The sequence below is a fragment of the Paenibacillus wulumuqiensis genome (genome assembly GCF_000971965.1).
Taxonomy (GTDB): Bacteria; Bacillota; Bacilli; order Paenibacillales; family Paenibacillaceae; genus Saccharibacillus; species Saccharibacillus wulumuqiensis.
The window spans coordinates 71314-91653 of record NZ_LAQP01000017.1 but is presented as its reverse complement, the minus strand read 5'-3'; the positions used below and the strand labels follow the sequence as shown (position 1 = coordinate 91653).

16 protein-coding genes are annotated in these 20340 nt (G+C 50.4%); 11 read left to right on the top strand and 5 right to left on the bottom strand.

Features of this window, described 5'->3' with window-relative positions:
- Nucleotides 1-70: 70 nt before the first annotated feature.
- The 10 genes from WH45_RS19730 to cyoD all read left to right on the top strand — a co-directional run bounded on the left by WH45_RS19730 (nucleotide 71) and on the right by cyoD (nucleotide 13990).
- Nucleotides 71-973: a carbohydrate ABC transporter permease gene (locus WH45_RS19730; RefSeq protein ID WP_046216140.1), complete on the top strand. Its 903-nt coding sequence runs from the start codon at nucleotides 71-73 to the stop codon at nucleotides 971-973.
- 203 nt (nucleotides 974-1176) lie between these two features.
- Nucleotides 1177-2874, top strand: a complete 1698-nt coding sequence (locus WH45_RS19725) for an ABC transporter substrate-binding protein (protein ID WP_046216139.1) — start codon at nucleotides 1177-1179, stop codon at nucleotides 2872-2874.
- Between the two features lie 228 nt (nucleotides 2875-3102).
- Entirely contained in the window at nucleotides 3103-4794 is a 1692-nt protein-coding gene (locus WH45_RS19720; protein WP_046216138.1) for an ABC transporter substrate-binding protein, read from the top strand.
- Nucleotides 4795-4974: 180 nt separating this feature from the next.
- Nucleotides 4975-7443 (top strand): glycoside hydrolase family 95 protein, encoded by a 2469-nt coding sequence (locus WH45_RS19715; protein WP_046216137.1) that lies wholly within the window; start codon nucleotides 4975-4977, stop codon nucleotides 7441-7443.
- 207 nt (nucleotides 7444-7650) lie between these two features.
- Nucleotides 7651-8994, top strand: a complete 1344-nt coding sequence (locus WH45_RS19710) for a GH1 family beta-glucosidase (RefSeq protein ID WP_046216136.1) — start codon at nucleotides 7651-7653, stop codon at nucleotides 8992-8994.
- A 388-nt stretch (nucleotides 8995-9382) separates the two neighbouring features.
- Nucleotides 9383-9667 (top strand): hypothetical protein, encoded by a 285-nt coding sequence (locus tag WH45_RS19705; RefSeq protein ID WP_052723878.1) that lies wholly within the window; start codon nucleotides 9383-9385, stop codon nucleotides 9665-9667.
- 266 nt (nucleotides 9668-9933) lie between these two features.
- The gene (qoxA, locus tag WH45_RS19700) at nucleotides 9934-10968 is read left to right on the top strand and encodes a cytochrome aa3 quinol oxidase subunit II (RefSeq protein WP_046216135.1); all 1035 of its coding nucleotides are present in this window, start codon (nucleotides 9934-9936) and stop codon (nucleotides 10966-10968) included.
- Between the two features lie 91 nt (nucleotides 10969-11059).
- Nucleotides 11060-13036 (top strand): cbb3-type cytochrome c oxidase subunit I, encoded by a 1977-nt coding sequence (locus WH45_RS19695; protein WP_046216134.1) that lies wholly within the window; start codon nucleotides 11060-11062, stop codon nucleotides 13034-13036.
- Nucleotides 13036-13647, top strand: coding sequence for a cytochrome o ubiquinol oxidase subunit III (gene cyoC / locus WH45_RS19690; RefSeq protein ID WP_046216133.1), 612 nt, complete (start codon nucleotides 13036-13038; stop codon nucleotides 13645-13647). Before WH45_RS19695 ends, cyoC begins: the two co-directional genes overlap by 1 nt.
- A 1-nt stretch (nucleotide 13648) precedes the next feature.
- The gene (cyoD, locus tag WH45_RS19685) at nucleotides 13649-13990 is read left to right on the top strand and encodes a cytochrome o ubiquinol oxidase subunit IV (RefSeq protein WP_046216132.1); all 342 of its coding nucleotides are present in this window, start codon (nucleotides 13649-13651) and stop codon (nucleotides 13988-13990) included.
- A gap of 134 nt (nucleotides 13991-14124) precedes the next feature.
- Here the strand turns inward: cyoD and galU are convergent, their stop codons facing one another.
- The 5 genes from galU to WH45_RS19660 form a co-directional block, all read right to left on the bottom strand.
- A complete protein-coding gene (galU, locus tag WH45_RS19680; protein WP_046216131.1) occupies nucleotides 14125-15030 on the bottom strand; it encodes a UTP--glucose-1-phosphate uridylyltransferase GalU in 906 nt (301 codons plus the stop codon).
- A 102-nt stretch (nucleotides 15031-15132) separates the two neighbouring features.
- Nucleotides 15133-15510: a GtrA family protein gene (locus tag WH45_RS19675; protein WP_046216130.1), complete on the bottom strand. Its 378-nt coding sequence runs from the start codon at nucleotides 15508-15510 to the stop codon at nucleotides 15133-15135.
- The gene (locus WH45_RS19670; protein ID WP_152663607.1) at nucleotides 15497-16489 is read right to left on the bottom strand and encodes a glycosyltransferase family 2 protein; all 993 of its coding nucleotides are present in this window, start codon (nucleotides 16487-16489) and stop codon (nucleotides 15497-15499) included. The genes WH45_RS19675 and WH45_RS19670 overlap by 14 nt, the downstream gene beginning before the upstream one ends.
- A gap of 377 nt (nucleotides 16490-16866) precedes the next feature.
- Complete coding sequence (locus WH45_RS23005; RefSeq protein ID WP_052723877.1) at nucleotides 16867-18480, bottom strand: sensor histidine kinase; 1614 nt, start codon at nucleotides 18478-18480, stop codon at nucleotides 16867-16869.
- A complete protein-coding gene (locus WH45_RS19660) occupies nucleotides 18477-19154 on the bottom strand; it encodes a response regulator transcription factor (protein ID WP_046216128.1) in 678 nt (225 codons plus the stop codon). Before WH45_RS19660 ends, WH45_RS23005 begins: the two co-directional genes overlap by 4 nt.
- A 353-nt stretch (nucleotides 19155-19507) precedes the next feature.
- On the opposite strand from WH45_RS19660, the gene kduI reads away from it, so the two are divergent.
- Nucleotides 19508-20338, top strand: a complete 831-nt coding sequence (gene kduI / locus WH45_RS19655) for a 5-dehydro-4-deoxy-D-glucuronate isomerase (protein WP_200897763.1) — start codon at nucleotides 19508-19510, stop codon at nucleotides 20336-20338.
- The last annotated feature ends 2 nt before the right edge of the window (nucleotides 20339-20340 follow it).

Genomic DNA, 20340 nt, shown 5'->3' with positions numbered 1-20340 from the left:
CGCTGGAATGGTATGGAATACGTTACCCTATGCTGGAGCCAACTGTATAATCTGAAGGAGGAGAATGGAAATGGCTGCAAATAAAGCTTTTAACGCCACCCGCGGCGATAAAATATTCGATGTATGTAATACGATTATCATGTGTCTCGTACTAATCGTGACGCTGTACCCTTTCCTGAACGTGCTCGCGATATCCCTGAACGAGTCGTCCGATACGGTAAGAGGCGGCATTCACCTGATTCCACGGGCATTTACACTGGAAAATTATTCGGTCATCTTCCAGTACCAGGGGCTGCTGCAGGGCGCGCAGATCTCGGTACTGCGGACAATTGTCGGTACGATTCTCGGTCTGATCAGCGCCTCGATGCTGGCGTTTACCCTCAGCCGGGTGGACTTTCAGGCACGTAAATTCATCTCCACGTTCCTCGCACTGACGATGTATGTAACGGCCGGTCTGGTACCGACGTTCCTGCTGATTCGTGACCTGGGCATGATCAACTCCTTCTGGGTGTATGTACTGCCAGGTGTGGTAAGCGCGTTTAACGTATTTATTATCCGTTCTTTTATCGATGGACTGCCGTATGCACTGCAGGAATCGGCCAAGCTCGACGGAGCCAATGACTTTACCATTTATCTGAAAGTCATTCTGCCGCTGTGTAAGCCGGTACTCGCCACGATCGCCTTGTTCCTCGCGGTCGGTCAGTGGAATGCCTGGTTCGACACGTATCTGTATAATGCCAGCGCACCGCAGTGGACCACACTGCAGTATGAATTGATGAAAGTCCTGCAGCAGAGCACCCAACAGAGCGGAGCGGTCAATGCTAATGATATGGCCAGACAGATGGCGAGTATCTCGCCGGAATCGATCCGGATGGCGATTACCATCGTCGTTACTGTACCAATCCTGGTCGTGTATCCGTTCCTGCAAAAGTACTTTGTGAGCGGTATGACTCTTGGTGCGGTCAAAGCATAATGCACCCTTTGCACATATGATCCAGGCTACCGGGCGGCATCTTGCCGTCTTAGCATAAATGGTCTGCCACAGCATCTCTGGATATTTCGCTGGTCCGCAAGCGAGGATCGGTGGAATATCCAGAGATGGTGAGCAAGCCGGGTTGTCCATGTTATGTCATGTTCATTTCATGCAGTATCCATTTCATAAAGGGGGCTAAATGAATGCCTAGCAAATTATTCCGATATGCACTGGCTCCACTGGTCGTACTGTCGCTTGTTACTGCGACTGCCTGCGGCAGCTCGGATCCGACCGAGCAGGAGACATCCGATCCGTCCACACCGATCACGATTTCCTTCTTCGGTTCCGATGCCAATCCGACATGGAACAATATGAAGGATGATGTAGGACAGGCGATCACCAAAGCAACGAACGTAACGATCAATGCCGAGTATGATGTCAGCGGTGGCGGCACACAGAAAATCGCCCTGATGACGGCATCCGGTGAATACCCGGACATGATTTTCCCCAAAGGCTCCATCACCAAGCTGGTCGAAGCCGGAGCACTGATTGACCTGACGGATCTGATCGATAAATACGGTCCCAATATTAAAAAAGTATATGGCGACGATCTGTCACGTCTGAAATACAGCAAAGAAGATCCTTCCATTTATGTGATTCCAACCAACGCGGGTGTTGGCCAGACTACCTTTGACGCAGGCGGCGGGTTTGAAGTGCAAAATGCCGTCATGAAGGAACTGGGCTACCCGGAGATCAAAACCGTTAAAGACTTTGAAAACGTTCTCAAAGAGTATAAAGAGAAGCATCCGACCATTAACGGTCAGCCTACCATTCCATTGTCGTTGAATGCCGACGACTGGAAAATTATGATTACGGTTACAAACCCGGCCTTTACTGCAACAGGCGCACCGGATGATGGTGAATTCTATATCGATCCGGAGACGTATGAAGCACAATTGCACTACAAACGTCCGGAAGAGAAAGAATACTTCCGCTGGCTGAACCATATGTATAATGAAAAGCTGCTTGATCCGGAGACATTTACCCAGAAGAGTGACCAGTATATGTCCAAAATCGCCAGCGGGCGTGTCCTCGGTCTGATCGACCAGGAGTGGGACTACCAGCAGGCCGAGAATTCGCTGAAAACATCCGGTATGGCAGAGCGCACGTACGGTCACTATCCGGTACAGCTGGATGAATCGACCAAAGACCGTTCGTTCCAGGATATCGGCGCACCGGTCGGTTATGGTATCGGTATTACCACTTCGGCCAAAGACCCGATCCGTATTGTCAAATTCCTCGACTGGATGGCATCCGATGAAGCACAGGTGCTGAACAACTGGGGTGTGGAAGGCAAACAGTATGAAGTCAAAGACGGCAAACGCGTAGTCCCTGCTGCTGTGCAGGAGCGCAAGGTCAATGACAACACCAACTTTACCAAAGAATCCGGTATCGGCATGTACAACTTCTCCGTTCGTTATGGTGATGGTGTCAAAGATCCGGGCGGCAACTACTACACCACCAACTTTCCTGAGCAGATTGTAGCGGGCTACACGCAGCCGGAGAAGGATACGCTCAAAGCCTATGGCGCAACCACATGGAAAGATCTGTTCCCGCAAAAAGAAGAATTCCCGGTTAAACCATGGGGCGCAGCGTACAACCTGCCGGCTCCTGATGACCCAAGCTACACGGTCAACTTCCAGAAATCACAGGATATCGTCCGCAAACGGATTCCGGAAGCGATCCTCGCCAGTCCGGACAAGTTTGATACTGTCTATGATCAGATGCTCACCGAACTGAGCACGGATGAGATGAAAAAAATGGAAGCGGAATATACCCAGATGATCAAGGACACCGTAGAACTGTGGGGCGAGAAAACGACTACAGCCGCTGCAAAGTAAAATAGCAGGTCATACAGTAAAGCGATATACCGGAGCAGGCCGTACAAATGTAATAACACTGCTCCGGAATATTGAATACAATGGGGACTCCGGTTGCTGGAGTCCCTTTTATATGGAATATACTATATTTTAGTACTGTCCCACAGGAAGGGGCAGCAGTAGTGGAATACATGAATGCAAGTAATGAATGACCAAAATGAGCATGATAACAAAGGAGAGTAATTTACGATGTCTGGCAAATGGCTTAAACGTACGCTGATCCCACTGACGGTTCTCTCATTGGCAGCAGTGACTGCCTGTGGCGGAAGCAGTGATCCGACCCAAATGGAAACTTCCGACGCCTCCCAGCCGATTACCATTTCATTTTTTGGTTCGGACCCGAGTCCTACCTGGAACAATATGAAAGATGATGTAGGACAGGCGATCACCAAAGCAACCAATGTCACGATTAACGCCGAGTATGATGTCAGCGGCGGCGGCTCACAGAAAATATCCCTGATGACGGCATCCGGCGAATACCCGGACATGATTTTCCCCAAAGGCTCCATCACCAAGCTGGTGGATGCCGGCGCACTGATTGACCTGACGGACTTGATCGACAAATACGGTCCCAATATCAAAAAAGTATATGGCGACGATCTATCCCGGCTGCAGTACAGCAAGGAAGATCCATCGATCTACGTCATTCCGACCAACGCGGGTGTCGGCCAGACTTCCTTTGACGCAGGCGGTGGATTTGAAGTGCAAAATGCCGTCATGAAGGAACTGGGCTATCCCAAAATCAAAACGGTCAAGGACTTTGAAAATGTGCTGAAAGAGTACAAAGAAAAGCATCCGACCATTAACGGTCAACCTACCATTCCGCTCTCACTGAATGCGGATGACTGGAAGATCATGATTACCGTTACCGATCCATCCGTATCAGCCACCGGCGGAGAAGCAGACGGAGAATTCTACATCAATCCGCAAACCTACGAAGCACAACTGCACTACAAGCGCCCGGAAGGCAAGGAATACTTCCGCTGGCTCAACCATATGTATAATGAAGGATTGCTGGATCCCGAGACATTTACCCAGAAAAATGACCAGTATCTGTCCAAAATCGCCAGCGGGCGTGTCCTCGGTCTGATCGACCAGGAGTGGGACTACCAGCAGGCCGAAAACTCGCTGAAAACATCCGGTATGGCGGAGCGCACGTACGGTCACTATCCGGTACAGCTGGATGAGAAGACCAAAGACCATTCCTTCCAGGATATTGGTCCTCCGGTAGGTTACGGTATCGGCATCACCACTTCGGCCAAAGACCCGATCCGTATCATCAAATTCCTCGACTGGATGGCATCCGACGAAGCACAGGTGCTGAACAACTGGGGCGTGGAAGGCAAGCATTATGAAATGAAAGGGGACAAACGCGTTATTCCCCAGGAAATACAGGAGCGTCGTGTGAACGATAATACCAACTTTACCAGAGAATCCGGGATTGGCATGTACAACTTCTCGGTTCGTTATGGCGATGGTGTCAAAGACCCGAGCGGTAACTATTACACCACCAACTTCCCTGAGCAGATCATCGCAGGCTACACACAACCGGAGAAGGATGCGCTCAAAGCATACGGTGCAACGACATGGAAGGATCTGTTCCCGGCCAAAGAAGAGTTCCCGGTTAAACCATGGGGCGCAGCGTACAATCTGCCGGCTCCGGATGACCCGAATTATACGGTCAACTTCCAAAAATCCCAGGATATCGTCCGCAAGCGTATCCCGGAAGCGATACTGTCCAGTCCGCAAGAATTTGATAAAGTGTATGATCAGATGATTGCCGAACTGAGTACAGATGAGATCAAGCAGATGGAAGCCGAATATTCCAAAATGATCAAAGACACGGTTGAATTGTGGAGCCAGCCTGTGGCTGCAAAGTAAACTGCCGCCATTGCGTACATCAGAGGGGCTCCTGTGCAGGGAGTCCCTCTTTATATATGTAGGAAATGGTTAGAGCTGTACAGGGCACCTGACTGCATGGCTGATGATACATAGATCATGCAGTGCCGGGTTCCTGGATTTCAATAAAGTTAAGTACACAAGTATGGAAGGAGTGGTGGTATGAAGCAGAGACAATTCTCTCCGTATTCCCTATGGTATGACCGACCGGCAGAGATATGGGAAGAGGCGCTGCCGATCGGAAATGGCAGACTTGGTGGGATGGTATTCGGCGGAGCGGGAATGGACCGAATTCAGCTGAATGAAGATACATTATGGTCGGGCAGGCCGCAACAGGATATACCGGCTGTCGACCCGGCTGAGCTGGATCATGTGCGGCAGCTGATTTTTGACGGTCAGCTGGATGAAGCGCAGGAGCTGATCAACACCCGGATGCTCGGCAAGGATGTAGAGGCGTATCAGCCGCTCGGTGATCTGGAGATCGAATATGTTCATAGTGAGGGAGAGCCATCTGATTATTATCGTGAACTGGATATACACAATGCGATAGCACGTACCTGCTGGACAGAGGATGGACGAACGATGCAGCGGGAAGTGCTGGTCAGTCGTCCGCATCAGGTGCTCGCCTATCGGATGAGCCGCAGTGACGGCACAGCATTCAGCGCAGCTGTTCGTCTCCACAGCGTACAGCCGCATCAGCTGGATAGCCGGCCGCAGGAACTGCAAATGCATGGGTATGTATATCCGGATATGCAGTGGTATCGCGACCGGCAGGAGCCGTATCGGTATGACGCGGAGGAAGAGCATGGTATTCATTTCCAAGTGCAGGCTCGTATACATAGTGCTGGCGGTCATGTGCATCACCGCGATGGACAGCTGCATATCGAGAACACGACCGAGCTGATCGTTCTGCTGACAGCGGTCACGGACTTTGACGGCTATGATCGTCTGCCGGGAAGTGCAGGACGCCGACTGGATGAGGAATGTACGGCTAGACTGGATGAAGCAGCAGCGCTGGGGTGGACCACTCTCGTGGAAGCACATCAGCAGGATCATCACCATTTGTTCGACCGGATAGGATTGGAACTGTACAGCGATGACGCGGAACCTGTAGACGCAGAGCAGAATACAGCAGCCCATTTGCTACAGCTGCCTACGGACCAGCGGTTGGAACAGTACCGACAGGGAGGGACCGATATCGGGCTGGAAGCATTGTATTTCCATTATGGACGCTATCTGCTCATCGCCTGCTCACGTCCGGGAGATCAGGCGGCCAATCTGCAGGGTATCTGGAACCCGCATGTACAGCCGCCGTGGAACAGCGATTATACGACCAATATCAACGTACAGATGAATTACTGGCCAGCCGAAGTCTGCGGACTCGGTGAATGTCATGAGCCGCTGCTCACTCTGGTGGAGGAGGTGAGTCATACCGGACGAGAGGTCGCTAGCACGCGCTATGGCGCCAGGGGATGGACGGCTCATCATAATACCGACCTGTGGAGATCTGGCCTGCCGACAGGCGGCGATGCCAGCTGGGCCTTCTGGCCGCTCGGCGGTGTCTGGCTGTGTGCGCATCTGTGGGAGCATTATGCCTTTTCCGAAGATCGGGAGTTCCTGCGTCAGACCGGCTATCCGGTCATGCGTGAAGCGGCCCGATTTGCACTGGACTGGCTGATGGAAGACCCGCACGGTTATCTGGTCACCGTACCTTCTACCTCCCCGGAAAATAAATTCCGGACTGCTTCCGGTCAACCATGCAGTACATCCGCAGCGTCCACGATGGATATGACGCTGATTCGGGAACTGTTCACCCATTGTATAGAAGCAGCCGCTGTACTGGAAACGGATCAAGAACTGGTGGCAGAGCTGCAGCAAGCTGTGGACAGACTGTATCCTTTTCATATTGGACAGCATGGACAGCTACAGGAATGGTATGAGGACTATGAGGAGTATGAACCGGGGCACCGACATGTGTCCCATCTGTATGGGCTGTATCCGGGACGGGAGATCAACCGCTATGAGACTCCCGAGCTGGTCGAAGCCGCCCGTGTCTCACTGGAGCGGCGCATTACCCACGGAGGCGGTCATACCGGCTGGAGCTGCGCCTGGTTGATCAATCTGTATGCCCGGCTGCTGGATGGCGAGCAGGCCTATCATTTTGTGCATACTCTGCTGGCACGCTCCACCTATCCCAACCTGTTTGACGCGCATCCGCCATTCCAGATCGACGGCAACTTCGGCGGAATAGCCGGAATCGCGGAGATGCTGCTGCAAAGCCATCTGAACGAAATCCACCTCCTGCCCGCCCTGCCCCAAGCCTGGTCTAGCGGCCAGGTCACCGGCCTGCGCGCCCGAGGCGGCTTCACCATCGATCTGATCTGGCAGCACGGCAAATTGATCACCGCCACCATCCTGTCCGATCGTGACCATACATGCAGCCTGCTGTCCTCGGTACCATTAATCCTGACAGATACCATCTCTGCAGCATCCATCGGAGCAGGAAGCGTGCCGGCCAATGAAAAAGCAGCTTCCCCGGTGCTCACTGTTACCAATAGCAACGGGCAACACCGACTAGACCTGTCCCTGCAAGCAGGCCAGCGCTATACCTTGCAGGCCTCCGAGCTGTAACTGTAGCCCCACCATCCCACCTTGCGCATACTCGTCACTCAAAAATCCTTGAATTTGCGCACCATGAAACATAAGTTACATCCTTTTACCGGGCTCACCGCTAAACTATAATGTAAACGCATACGAATGAATCGGTCCCGGCCGCATGAACGCCGGACGCATAAATGAAGCTTTTTCAACCAAACACCATACAGGAGGCAACCAATCATGACCATTTTCCAATTTCCCAAAGACTTTATGTGGGGTACCGCTACAGCCGCTTACCAGATCGAGGGCGCTTATCAGGAAGGCGGACGCGGTCTGTCGATCTGGGATACGTTTGCCCATACACCCGGCAAAGTATTTGATGGACATAACGGCAATATCGCCTGTGACAGCTATCATCGCTACGAGGAAGATATCCTGCTGATGAAAGAGCTGGGTATCCAGACATACCGCTTCTCTGTAGCCTGGTCACGGATCATTCCGGATGGAGACGGCGAGATCAATCAGGAAGGCATTGATTTCTATCACCGGTTTGTCGACTGTCTGCTGGATGCGGGCATTGAGCCGTTCTGTACGCTGTATCACTGGGATCTGCCGCAGGCGCTGCAGGATGTGGGCGGCTGGGAGAACCGGCGTACGATCGATGCCTTTGTCAAATACGCCGAAGTCATGTTCCGCGAATTTGCCGGGAAAATCAAATTCTGGCTCACTTTCAATGAACCATGGTGCATCGCATTCCTGTCGAACCTGGAAGGCAAGCATGCGCCGGGCAACCAGGATCTGCAGATTGCCCTCAATGTCGGCCATCATCTGCTGGTCGCACACGGTCACTCGGTCAAAATGTTCCGTGATATGAAGCTCGAAGGCCAGATTGGTATTGCACCGAACGTCGCCTGGGCGGTTCCGTACAGCAAGAGCCCGGAAGACCGCGCGGCCTGCAATCGCAATATTGAAGTATATGCGGACTGGTTCCTTGATCCGATCTACAAAGGCAGCTATCCGGATTCCCTGTATGAGTGGTTCCTGCAGGCAGGTGCCAAGCCGCCGATACAGGACGGAGACATGGAGATTATCGCCCAGCCGATCGATCTGCTCGGCATTAACTACTATCATCCTTCGGTGAATCGCTATCATCCGGAAGCGGGTTATTTGCAAAGTGAAGAGGTGGATATGGGACTGTTCAAGACCGATATCGGCTGGCCGATCGATGCGACAGGTCTGTATGATGTACTGCATTATTTGCAAAAGTACGGCAATGTCGATATCTACATTACCGAAAATGGCGCCTGTGTGAACGACGGTCCGGTAGACGGGGCAGTCAATGATACGCTGCGCGTCCAGTATTTGCAGCAGCATATCGCCCAGGTGCACCGGGTAATTAATGATGGCATTGCGCTCAAAGGCTATATGGCCTGGTCACTCATGGATAACTTTGAGTGGGCAGAAGGCTACCGGATGCGGTTCGGACTGATCCATGTCGATTTCCGTACCTTGGAGCGCACGCCCAAGGAAAGCTACTATTGGTACCAGAATGTTGTCCGCAACAACTGGATGGAGACACGCTGATGTATACCCTGCAGCTCGATGATTAAGATAGTTCATACAGGAAGTTCACTTTTATCCTGCGCAAAATTATGAAAGCCAGCGCTCTGCTGTTCGGATATCTTTCCGGCAGAGAGCACTGGCTTTTGCGGTTTATTGGCAAAATAGTGATGATTATTGGGAGCCTAGTCGTCAATTGAATCTGCTTTGACGACTGTTTGCATGAACGGTCTAATGGCCTGTGCAAGAGCCGAATGAGTAAATATTTTAATGGAAAAGAAACCAAAGCGAATCAAACCCATACTTTTGTGGTAATAAGCTTTATATCATATTAACGTCACACAAACGCTACTATGAACAAATCAACCGGTAAACGGACCAGAATCACAATTATGAAAGGGGAGTGGAACATATGGCTACCAAGAGCAAAGGGCATTCCAATTCGCCCCGTAATCATTCACCAAGACATAACACGTATGCGATGAGCAGAGCGCTCACTATCGTATCATGGGTGATTTGTGCGGTAGGTGTTTTCCTGATTATTTTCAATCTTCAGCCGTTCAATGACAACAATATGGGATTAATGGGCGGAATTGGCTGTCTGGTGGCAGCGATCTTTATTTACTTCATTGGTAAATCCTTCGGCTCGATGCAGGCCCGGAGCGATGAAGGTAAGGATGGGATCAAGGAAGATTAACCGTCCTGCTTACAATTAAATAGCGGCTCCTTTGAGAATTTGTTCTTGAAGGGGCTTTTTTACGGAGTAAAAATATGTTAATCTTTAAATAATGTGAAAACATTCACTTCCGCTTGCTAATAAATTGACAGATTTGTTAACAAGCTAAAAAAAACCGAAATTTACACCTTCTATGGATACGCAAAAAGCACACTTAGTGTTAACATAGAAATGTGTGGTTTCAATATTATGAACGTCATAAGCGTTATGTGAGAAAGGGGATCAAGATGAGCAAAAAACCAGGTTCGCGCCTTATGAAATGGGTTGTTCTGATTGTGACCGTTCTGTCACTGGCCCTGACGGTTTGGGCGTTGTTTGCCGGTACAGGCAACTATTTCGTTCTTAACCCGAAAGGACCTATTGCAGAAGGACAGCGGGACTTAATCGTCATTTCTACGATTCTGACGGCAATCGTTATCGTGCCGACGACAATAATTGCTTTTATTATTGTGTGGAGGTATCGTGACAAGCCAGGCAGAAAGGCCAAATACGATCCGGATTTCAGCCACAACAATTTGCTTGAAACCATCTGGTGGGGCATTCCGATCGTCGTTATCTTTATTCTGGCTGTCGTAACGGTTCGTTACACGTATGCTCTGGAGCCTTCCGTGGCACTTAAGTCCGAGAAGGAACCAGTTACGATCCAGGTCGTTTCTCTGGATTGGAAATGGGTATTCTTTAACCCGGAAGAAAATATTGCCACTGTAAACTCCGTGACAATTCCGGAAGACACACCTATTCGTTTTGAACTGACGTCCGACGCGCCGATGAACTCCTTCTGGGTACCGCAGCTGGCCGGTCAGATCTACACCATGTCCGGTATGGCGATGACCCTGTATATGCAGGCCGATCATCCGGGAACCTATTTCGGTTCAGGAGCGAACTTTAGCGGTGAGCACTTTGCCGATATGAGATTTGATGTGAACGCTGTGTCCGATGCGGATTATCGTGCATGGGTGGACAAGGTCAAATCGGAATCCAAACCAATGACGATGGAAACTTACCAGTCACTGGCTATTCCAGGAACAGCGGACAAGCAGTCATTCTCCTCTTTCCCGGACAATTTGTTCCAACAACTCGTAACCAAATATCTGCCTGGCGGTCTGGCTGACAACAGCAACCGCGCGACTCACACGACTCCTCAGACGGAAATTAATGAGAAGGAAAGTGAACAGGGTCAAAGCGATATGGGTACGGATACCAAATCCAACAATGAGCATGACGGACTGGGTACAGACACTCAGGAAGGCTCAAACAACTAGGTTCGATCAGGTTCCGATGCAGATATGCTGTTGATTGTGAAGCAGTGTACCGGTAAGCGGGACGCATAAAGACAGTGAAAGGAGCTCCCCGATGCTCGAGAATATTAAAGAGTTTGCATCAGAATTTTTTGTCACCGGTGACCCGCTGATTTACGGTGCAGACGTATCCATCGCATTGGTGACGATTGCGATCGTTGCGGGACTAACCTATTTCAAGAAATGGAAATGGTTATGGCGCAACTGGTTGACAACCGTCGATCATAAAAAAATCGGTATCATGTACATCCTCGCTGCGATCATCATGATGTTCCGCGGCGGTGTGGATGCTCTCATGATGCGGACACAGCTGGCTATTCCGAATTTTGAATTTTTGCATCCCGAACACTATAACCAGGTATTTACTACGCACGGCGTAGTTATGATCCTCTTTATGGCGATGCCATTTATGTTCGGTTTGTTTAACGTCGTTGTACCTCTTCAGATTGGTGCGCGCGACGTCGCATTCCCATTCCTGAACTCACTCAGCTTCTGGCTGTTCTTCCTGGGTGCGATGCTGTTTAACCTGTCCTTCGTAATCGGTGGTTCACCGGATGCGGGCTGGCTGAGTTATCCGCCGCTCTCGGAACTTCAATTTAATCCAGGGCCTGGACAGAACTTCTATATCTGGGGTATTCAGATCTCCGGTATCGGTTCCCTGGCAACAGGTATCAACTTCCTGGTAACGATCATCAAAATGCGTGCACCAGGCATGACAATGATGAAAATGCCGATGTTCACATGGTCGGTATTTGCAACTTGTGTAATCATTATTTTTGCATTCCCAATTTTGACTGTTACACTGGCACTGCTGTTCCTTGACCGCTTTGGAGGAGGACACTTCTTCACGCTCGATGGTGGCGGTAACCCGATGATGTATATCAACTTGATCTGGATGTGGGGTCACCCTGAGGTATACATTGTTATTTTGCCGGCGTTCGGTATTTTCTCCGAGATCGTCAGCGTATTCTCCCGTAAAAAACTGTTCGGTTACACATCCATGGTCTTCGCCATGATGATCATCGCCTTCGTATCCTTCTTCACCTGGGCTCACCATTTCTTCACAATGGGTTCCGGTGCAGACGTCAACGCATTCTTTGCGATTTCGACGATGCTGATTGCGATTCCGACAGGGGTCAAAATCTTTAACTGGCTGTTTACGATGTATCGTGGTCGAATTCGCTTCGATCTGCCGATGCTGTGGACGGTTGCCTTTATCCCGGCCTTTATCGTCGGTGGTATGACAGGGGTTCTGCTGGCCGTTGCGCCTGCTGACTTCCAGTATCACAACAGTTACTTCCTGATTGCCCACTTCCACCAGGTTCTGATCGGTGGTGTCGTGTTTGGTTACTTCGCCGGTATGTACTACTGGTGGCCAAAAATGTTCGGCTTCAAGCTGAACGAGACACTGGGCAGATGGTCCTTCTGGTTCTGGAACATCGGTTTCTATGTATGTTTCATGCCGCAATACCTGCTGGGTCTGATGGGTATGACTCGTCGTGTAAGTACATTCGACTGGGATACTGGCTGGGGACCGCTTAACGTGGTATCCACGGTTGGTGCGTACCTGATGGGTATCGCATTCGTCTTCCAGGCGATCCAGATTGCCTACAGCTTCAAGTATCGTGAAAAAGATACAACAGGCGATATCTGGGATGCTCATACGCTGGAATGGACAATTCCATCCCCGGCACCAGAATACAACTTTGCAATTACACCGGTAGTGGACAGCAGAGATCCACTCTGGGTTGAAAAGCAGCGTCGTGCTGCCGGCAAGCTTCCTAAGAAAGATGCGAAGCCGAAATACGAACCAATTCACATGCCTAGTAATTCGGGTATACCGATTGTATTTTCTACATTCTTCTTCATTGCTGGTTTTGGATTCACCTTCCATTGGGTATGGATGGCCGTTCTCGGCCTTGCAGGCGTACTAGCATGTATGGTTGTACGTTCCATGAATGACGATGAAGGATTCTATATCCCTGCTGAAGAAGTAGAAAAGACTGAGGCTTCATTAAGGGGGACACTTTAATGGCACAAGCCGTATCACAGAATGATCATGGTCATCACGACCATGGTCACCATGATCCGCAAGAGCTGAAAATGCTCGGATTCTGGATCTTTCTGATCACGGACGTTGTTTTGTTCGGTACGCTGTTTGCTACGTATGTGGTACTTCACAACAACACAGCAGGTGGCCCGAGCGCACATGAAGTTTTTGAAATGCCTGGTGTTATAGCAGAGACCTTTATCCTGTTAACATCCAGTTTCACAAGTGGTCTGGCTGTACTGGCAATGAACAAAGGTAATGTAAAACAGCTGATCGCTTGGCTGATCGTTACTTTCATTCTGGGTGCGGCGTTTATCGGCCTTGAGGTACAAGAGTTTGTACACCTGGTTCATGAAGGATTCAACTTTGGTACTAGCGCATTCTCTACCTCATTCTTTACACTGGTAGGTACGCACGGACTTCACGTTTCGATGGGTCTGGGATGGATGATTCTTTTGATTATCCAACTGTCCCGTCGTGGTATCAATGATGTAACGCGTGGTAAAGTTAATGTTATCAGCTTGTACTGGCACTTTTTGGACGCAGTATGGATCTTCCTGCTGTCGGTCGTTTATCTGATGGGGGTGATGTAAAATGGCGGATCATTCCAACCATGCACACGGACACAACGAAGCGCATGCACATGGCTCCGTAAAATCTTACGTCATCGGTTTCGTCCTATCGATTATCTTGACGATTATTCCACTGGTTGTGGTTCTGAATCATATGCTGTCCGAGATCCCTACGATCCTGGTAATTATGATTACAGCCGTGTTACAGTTTGCGGTTCAGTTGTTCTTCTTCATGCACGTACGCGAACGTCAGGGTAACCAGCCACGCTGGAACGTAATGGCTCTGATATTCGGTCTGGCAATCGTTCTGGTTGTCGTATCCGGTTCGGTCTGGATCATGGCTTACAACGGTGTAGGTTACTAATCACATCAATCACGTGTAATGTTCATACGAGCATTATGCAGTAATGAACAACGAAAAAGCTCTTCTGCAAGTCGGATTTCCATTTCGCAAGAAACGGGAATCGGATCGATGCAGAAGAGCTTTTTTTATTTATGTTAAAGTTTCGGACTCGCAGAAGTCACCGAATTTACATAGGCAGGTTGATATTTATCCTGTAAATAGTTCTGTATCTCATCGCGCAGTTCCGGACGGTTTAACGCAAAATCGATCGTTGCTTTGACATAGCCGAGCGGATCGCCAATATCGTAGCGGTTGCCCTGAATCTCCAGCGCAGCCAGGTGCGGCAGTCGGGAGATGGCATCGGTTAACTGAATTTCGCCGCCTTTGCCGGGCAAGGTGTCTTCGAGAATATCGAAAATCTCCGGCGGCAGTACATAACGGCCGATCACTGCGAGATCCGAAGGTGCATCTTTCACATTCGGCTTTTCTACAATATTACTGACGGGGATGATGGAGTAGGGCGTACTGGAGATGGTGGCAGGAGCGACGATGCCGTATTTATTTGTATGTTCATAAGGAACATGCTGTACGCCCACAATGGCGGTGGAAGGGTACACATTTTGATTAAGCAGCTGCTTCAGGCCCGGCTCTTCATGTACAATCAGATCGTCACCAAGAAGTACGGCAAATGGCTCGTTGCCGACAAACTGACGTGCACAGAGGATCGCGTGACCAAGTCCAAGAGGCTTTTTCTGTCGGATATAGTGAATATCGGCCATTTCGGAAATGCGGTTGACCTGCTCCAGCAGGGCCGTTTTGCCTTTGGAGGCGAGATCAAGCTCCAGTTCAATGGAGTGGTCGAAATGATCTTCGATCGAGCGCTTGCCGCGTCCGGTGACGATCAATATGGATTCTATGCCGCTCGCTACGGCTTCTTCGATAATATACTGGATAGCAGGCTTGTCCACGATGGGAAGCATTTCTTTGGGCTGTGCCTTGGTGGCAGGCAGCAATCGTGTGCCGAGTCCGGCTGCCGGGATAATCGCTTTGCGTACTTTCATGATAAATGCCTCCTTGAGGATTGGAATAAATGGAATGACCAGAATGAGCAGGAATGTATAAAAAGGGACAGCGGAGAAGTTCTGTCGCTGTCCACGTATTGCTTAACGGAATACCCATAGTTTGCTAAAGCCAAAATTAATAGCCAGACCGAGAACCGTTACTGTGATTTTGGCGATCCAGACCGGAATGGACGCCGAAAGGAGGCTGATTACCATTGTCGTGATCGCGGCAACAATAGCATTGACGAGCAGGAAGCGCAGCAGCTCGCCCATATTCCAGCCTTTGCCCCGTGCAAAGGTCCAGCGCCGGTTCCAGAAATAGCTGTTGGCCGTACCGGCACCATAGCTGATCACCTGTGCAGGAGCGATACCGATCAGCTGATGCAGCAGCATAAACACGATAAAATCAATCGCCGTGTTGGAGACGCCTACCGCCGCAAAGCGGACAGCCTGGCTGGCAAACAGCTTAGAAACCAACATAGCGCTGTTCCTGGATCATCTGACGTTGTTCGCTGACAGGGCGCTGCTGCTCCTGACTGAAATTCTTGGTCTCCTGTACCAGATACAGCGGGCGCTGCTTGACCTCGTCATAGATCCGGCCGATATATTCGCCAAGAACCCCGAGAATGATCAGCATAATGCCGTTTAGGAACAGGATGCATGCGATCACCGAGGCCCAGCCCGGTGTAGTGGAGAAATGCAGCAGCTTCTGGCCGACGACGAACAGCAGGTAAATAAAGCTGAACAGCGAGATCACACTGCCGAGTATACTGGCCAGCCGCAGCGGCTTCAGGGAAAAGGCAACAAGTGCATCGGAGGCGAACTTGAGCATCTTTTTGAGCGGATACTTGGTTTCTCCGGCAAAGCGCTCTTCGCGTACATAGGAGATGGACGTCTGGCGGAAGCCTACCCAGCTCACGAGGCCGCGGACGAACCGGTTTGTTTCCTTGAGATTCTTCATCGCTTCGCATACTTTGCGGTCGATCAGGCGGAAGTCACCGGTATCGAGCGGGATATCGATATCGCTCAGCTTGTTGAGTGTCCGGTAAAAGGCGGCAGCCGACCACTTTTTGAATCCGGTCTCGCCTTTTCGTTCGGCACGGGTTGCGTAGACGACATCATAGCCTTCTTTCCATTTCTCGATCATCTCCAGGATTAGTTCGGGTGGGTCCTGCAGATCCGCATCGATCACGACAATCGCATCACCCTGTGCATGATCCATCCCCGCCGTAATCGCAATCTGATGGCCAAAGTTGCGGGAAAAGTCGATCAGTTTGACCGCAGGATCGCTGCTGCACAGCTGGCTGACCATGGAAGAGGTCTGATCCCGGCTTCCATCATTAATAAAAATAAGTTCATAGCTGTCACTCGTCTGTCTCATCACTTCGGTCAGACGGCGATAGCATTCAAATACGACAGCTTCCTCGTTATACACCGGGACGACAATCGAGTATCGCATATTTATTTCCTCCTTCATACAAATCACAAACGGTATCCATCATGATGATGATCCAATCCCAAACGTCTATTCTGTCAGCTCCTCCAGTGATTGCATCAACAGGATGAGCAGCTTATGTAAAAAATATAACAATGCAATATGAACAATAAATGAACGCTGCCTTAAAGATCGCTGAGTATTCCTGTAAAGGAACATAAAAAAGCGGTTATCCCTGTACTGACCAGGGATAACCGCTCGGAAAAACCGAGATTTCACTCGGGAAAATCATTGTTTATTCTGTTCAAAATCATCTATGTTCTGCATAGATGATCAGGGAGAAGCAGCCATATTCCGAAGATTTTCAATCATTCTGAGACTCTCTCCATAAGGCTGTCCGGTCAGGATATCGAACCGATCTCCCGGGGCAAATACACTCTCATGATCGTGCCCTGCTCAGGTGCGCTGTCGACTTCGATACGGCCGCCGTGCAGACCTACGATTTTGTGGACGATGGACAGTCCGAGTCCATTGCCGCCGGTGGCGGAGTTGCGGGACGTATCCGCTTTGTAGAATCGTTCGAAAATATGCTGACGATGCTCTTCGGTGATCCCGCAGCCGGTATCCTGTACCGATACCTGAATCCACTGTTCATCCTCGGTGAGCGTGATATAGATATTGCCTTTTTCCGGGGTGAACTTAATCGCATTGGATAGTAGATTCATCCATACCTGACTGAGCAGATCCTCATCGCCGGTGAACTGGATTTTGTCCAGATCGGCGGAGAGGTCGATATGCTTGGCGGTCCACATCGGTCCACAGGAGACGACGGACATCCGGATCTGTTCATCCAGCCGAAAAAGGCGTGTATTCAGCTTCACTACATCCAGCGAAGCAAGCTTGAGCAGATTGCTGCTCAGCTTGGACAGCCGTTCGCTTTCCTGCTCGATGATCTGCAGATGCCGAATCTGCTCATCGGTGGCACTGTCGCGCAGAGCACCGGCGAATCCGCGGATCGAGGTGAGCGGCGTCTGAATCTCATGCGATACATTGGAGACAAACTCCTGCCGCATCGCCTCGATCTTGGACAGCTGGGTCGTCATCTGATTAAAATTGGTACCTAGTTCACCGATCTCATCTCGCCGCTTGAGATTGACACGTACACTGTAATCACCCTTGGCGACGAGCCGGGTCGCTTCGGACAGCTTGTTGATCGGCCGGGCGATCAGTCTGGCAGCGAACAGGAACAGCAGTACACCGGTGACCAGCATGACCGACAGCACGAGGATCATCCAGTTGTTGAACTGATTTACAAAATGACCGGGAGATGGACGGACGAAGAGGGCATAGCGCTCGCCGTTTCGCTCGAACGGCACACCTACATAGCGCGGTGTTTTATTTTCCGGCTTGCTATTACTAAAAAAAGAAGTCAGATTCGGTATCCCCGGTGTCTTGTTATCCTGAGAATTGGCCGGGTGATACGTCTGACCATCCAGCACCTGCTGCTGCACCTGTGCAGGAATAACCCACTGGCCTGCCGGATCGGTCTTCCGAGCCCCTGCGCGGGCAGAAGGCACGCTTGACGACGATGGTGAGTCTGAAGCAGAGGATACGCTGCTGTCCTGCAAGGCGGTAGCAGCGGCTGCTGGCCTATTATCCGTACCCGACGCATCCGTAGATGATATATGACTGCTGTCATCCGCTTGCGAAGAGGAGGAGGACAGCCCTGGCGGACCGCCCGGTCCATCGCCGGTCGAGCGGTATTCCGTTCCGTTCTCGCCGATGACCACGATCTGCAGCTGACCGCCCTGACTGTCCAGATACTTCTGGATCATCGATTCGGGCAGGGAAGACTGGATATCCGCCATCGCCCGGGCATCCGTCAGAATCCGGTCTTCCACAAAGGTCACCTGCTGGCGCTGGAATACCCAGTCCGACAGCAGCAAGGTCACCAGGAAGCTGGCGACGATAACGAGGATAAAGGTGAGGACGAGCTGACTGTAAATATTTTTCAATCCGTCTTCACCTCGATCCGGTAACCGATCCCCCGAATCGTCTGGATCACAAAGCCGTTCTCTTCGGAGAAGCGGTCGCGCAGCCGCTTGATATGCACGTCTACTGTCCGCTCATCTCCATCATAGTCATGGCCCCAAATCTTCTCGATCAGCTGATCCCGGGTGAAGATCTGTCCGGGGAATCCGGCGAGCGTATAGATCAGATCGAATTCTTTGGCGGGCAGGGACTGGAGAGTTCCGCCCACATCCGCTTCCTTGGTGGACGCATCCAGCCGTACATTGCCGATCGTCAGTGACTCGCCGGCGAAGATACGGTACCGCCGCAGTAGTGCTTTTACCCGCATGACCAGCTCCTCCGGTACAAACGGCTTGGCCAGATAATCATCGGTTCCCAGCCGGAATCCCTTGATTTTGTCTTCGGCTTCGCCTTTGGCGGTAACGAGCAGGATCGGCACATCGCCATAATAGCGGCGAATGTCCATGCACAGCTCCCAACCATCCATATGCGGCATCATGACATCGAGGATAATCAGATCCCATTTGCCATCACTCAGCATATCAAAAGCTTCCCGGCCATCCCGGGCGCGGTGCACATTATAACCTTCACGGGTCAAATACATATGGATCAATTCCAGTATGGATGCATCATCATCAGCAATCAGAATACGTACCATCGTTAACGCTCCTTTAATGTGTAATGAGTTTGTCTATATTAACACTACAATTTTGGTCCAAAGTAACTTTTGGTTCCGAATAATAGGTTTCTATGGATATATCGGTTTTGTACATATTTTTATCAATCGTACCACAGGAATATGTAGGATATATGAACAACTCCCTGGAATAAAAAAGAAATAAAATGAACAATCCTCTTCACAAAATGAACAATATAAACTAAAATGAACTTATATAAACATTTAAAAATTACTAACCAATGATTACCGACTAATCGTCAAAAGCCACCAGCCATTGATCTTTTCGTCTTCAACCTCCTTACCCACTACATTAAACCGAGAGGATGATTCACATGGAAAACCGTTACGTCTCCCACCCGAATGATGTCAAAACGTTTGATACTGCCCGTCTGCGCGAGGAGTTTTTGATTGAGAGCCTGTTTGCACCGGATCAACTTGTAACCGTTTACAGCCATGTAGACCGTTATATTGTCGGTTCAGCGGTTCCGGCTTCCAAAGAGATCAAGCTGGAAGTCAATCTCAAGGATATCGGTACCGACTTTTTCCTGGAACGTCGTGAGATCGGCATTATCAATATCGGTGCTCCCGGCACAGTAACTGCCGATGGGGAAAAGTACGAACTGGGCGCATTTGAATGTCTGTACGTATCACTTGGAACGAAGGAAGTCAGCTTCGCCGGCAGCGGCAGCGAACCGGCCAAATTCTACTTTGTCTCCACGCCTGCGCACAAAGCCTATCCGACGACTAAAGCAACGAAAGAAGACGCTACACCCAGCCATCTCGGCGATATCAAGACATCGAATGAACGTACCATCTATAAATATATCCATCAGGGCGGTATTCAGAGCTGTCAGCTCGTAATGGGCATTACCGAGCTGGAGCCGGGCAATATGTGGAACACCATGCCTTCGCATACGCATAACCGCCGCTCGGAAGTATATCTGTACTTTAACCTGCCGGAAGATGCGGTTGTATTCCACTTTATGGGTGAGCCGCAGGAGACCAAGCATCTGGTCGTGCGTGACGGTCAGGTAGCCATTTCTCCGAGCTGGTCGATCCACAGTGGTGTGGGTACGAGCAATTATACGTTCTGCTGGGCGATGGCCGGGGAGAACCAGACGTTCGATGATATGGACGCAGTAGCCATGAAAGATTTAAAATAAAC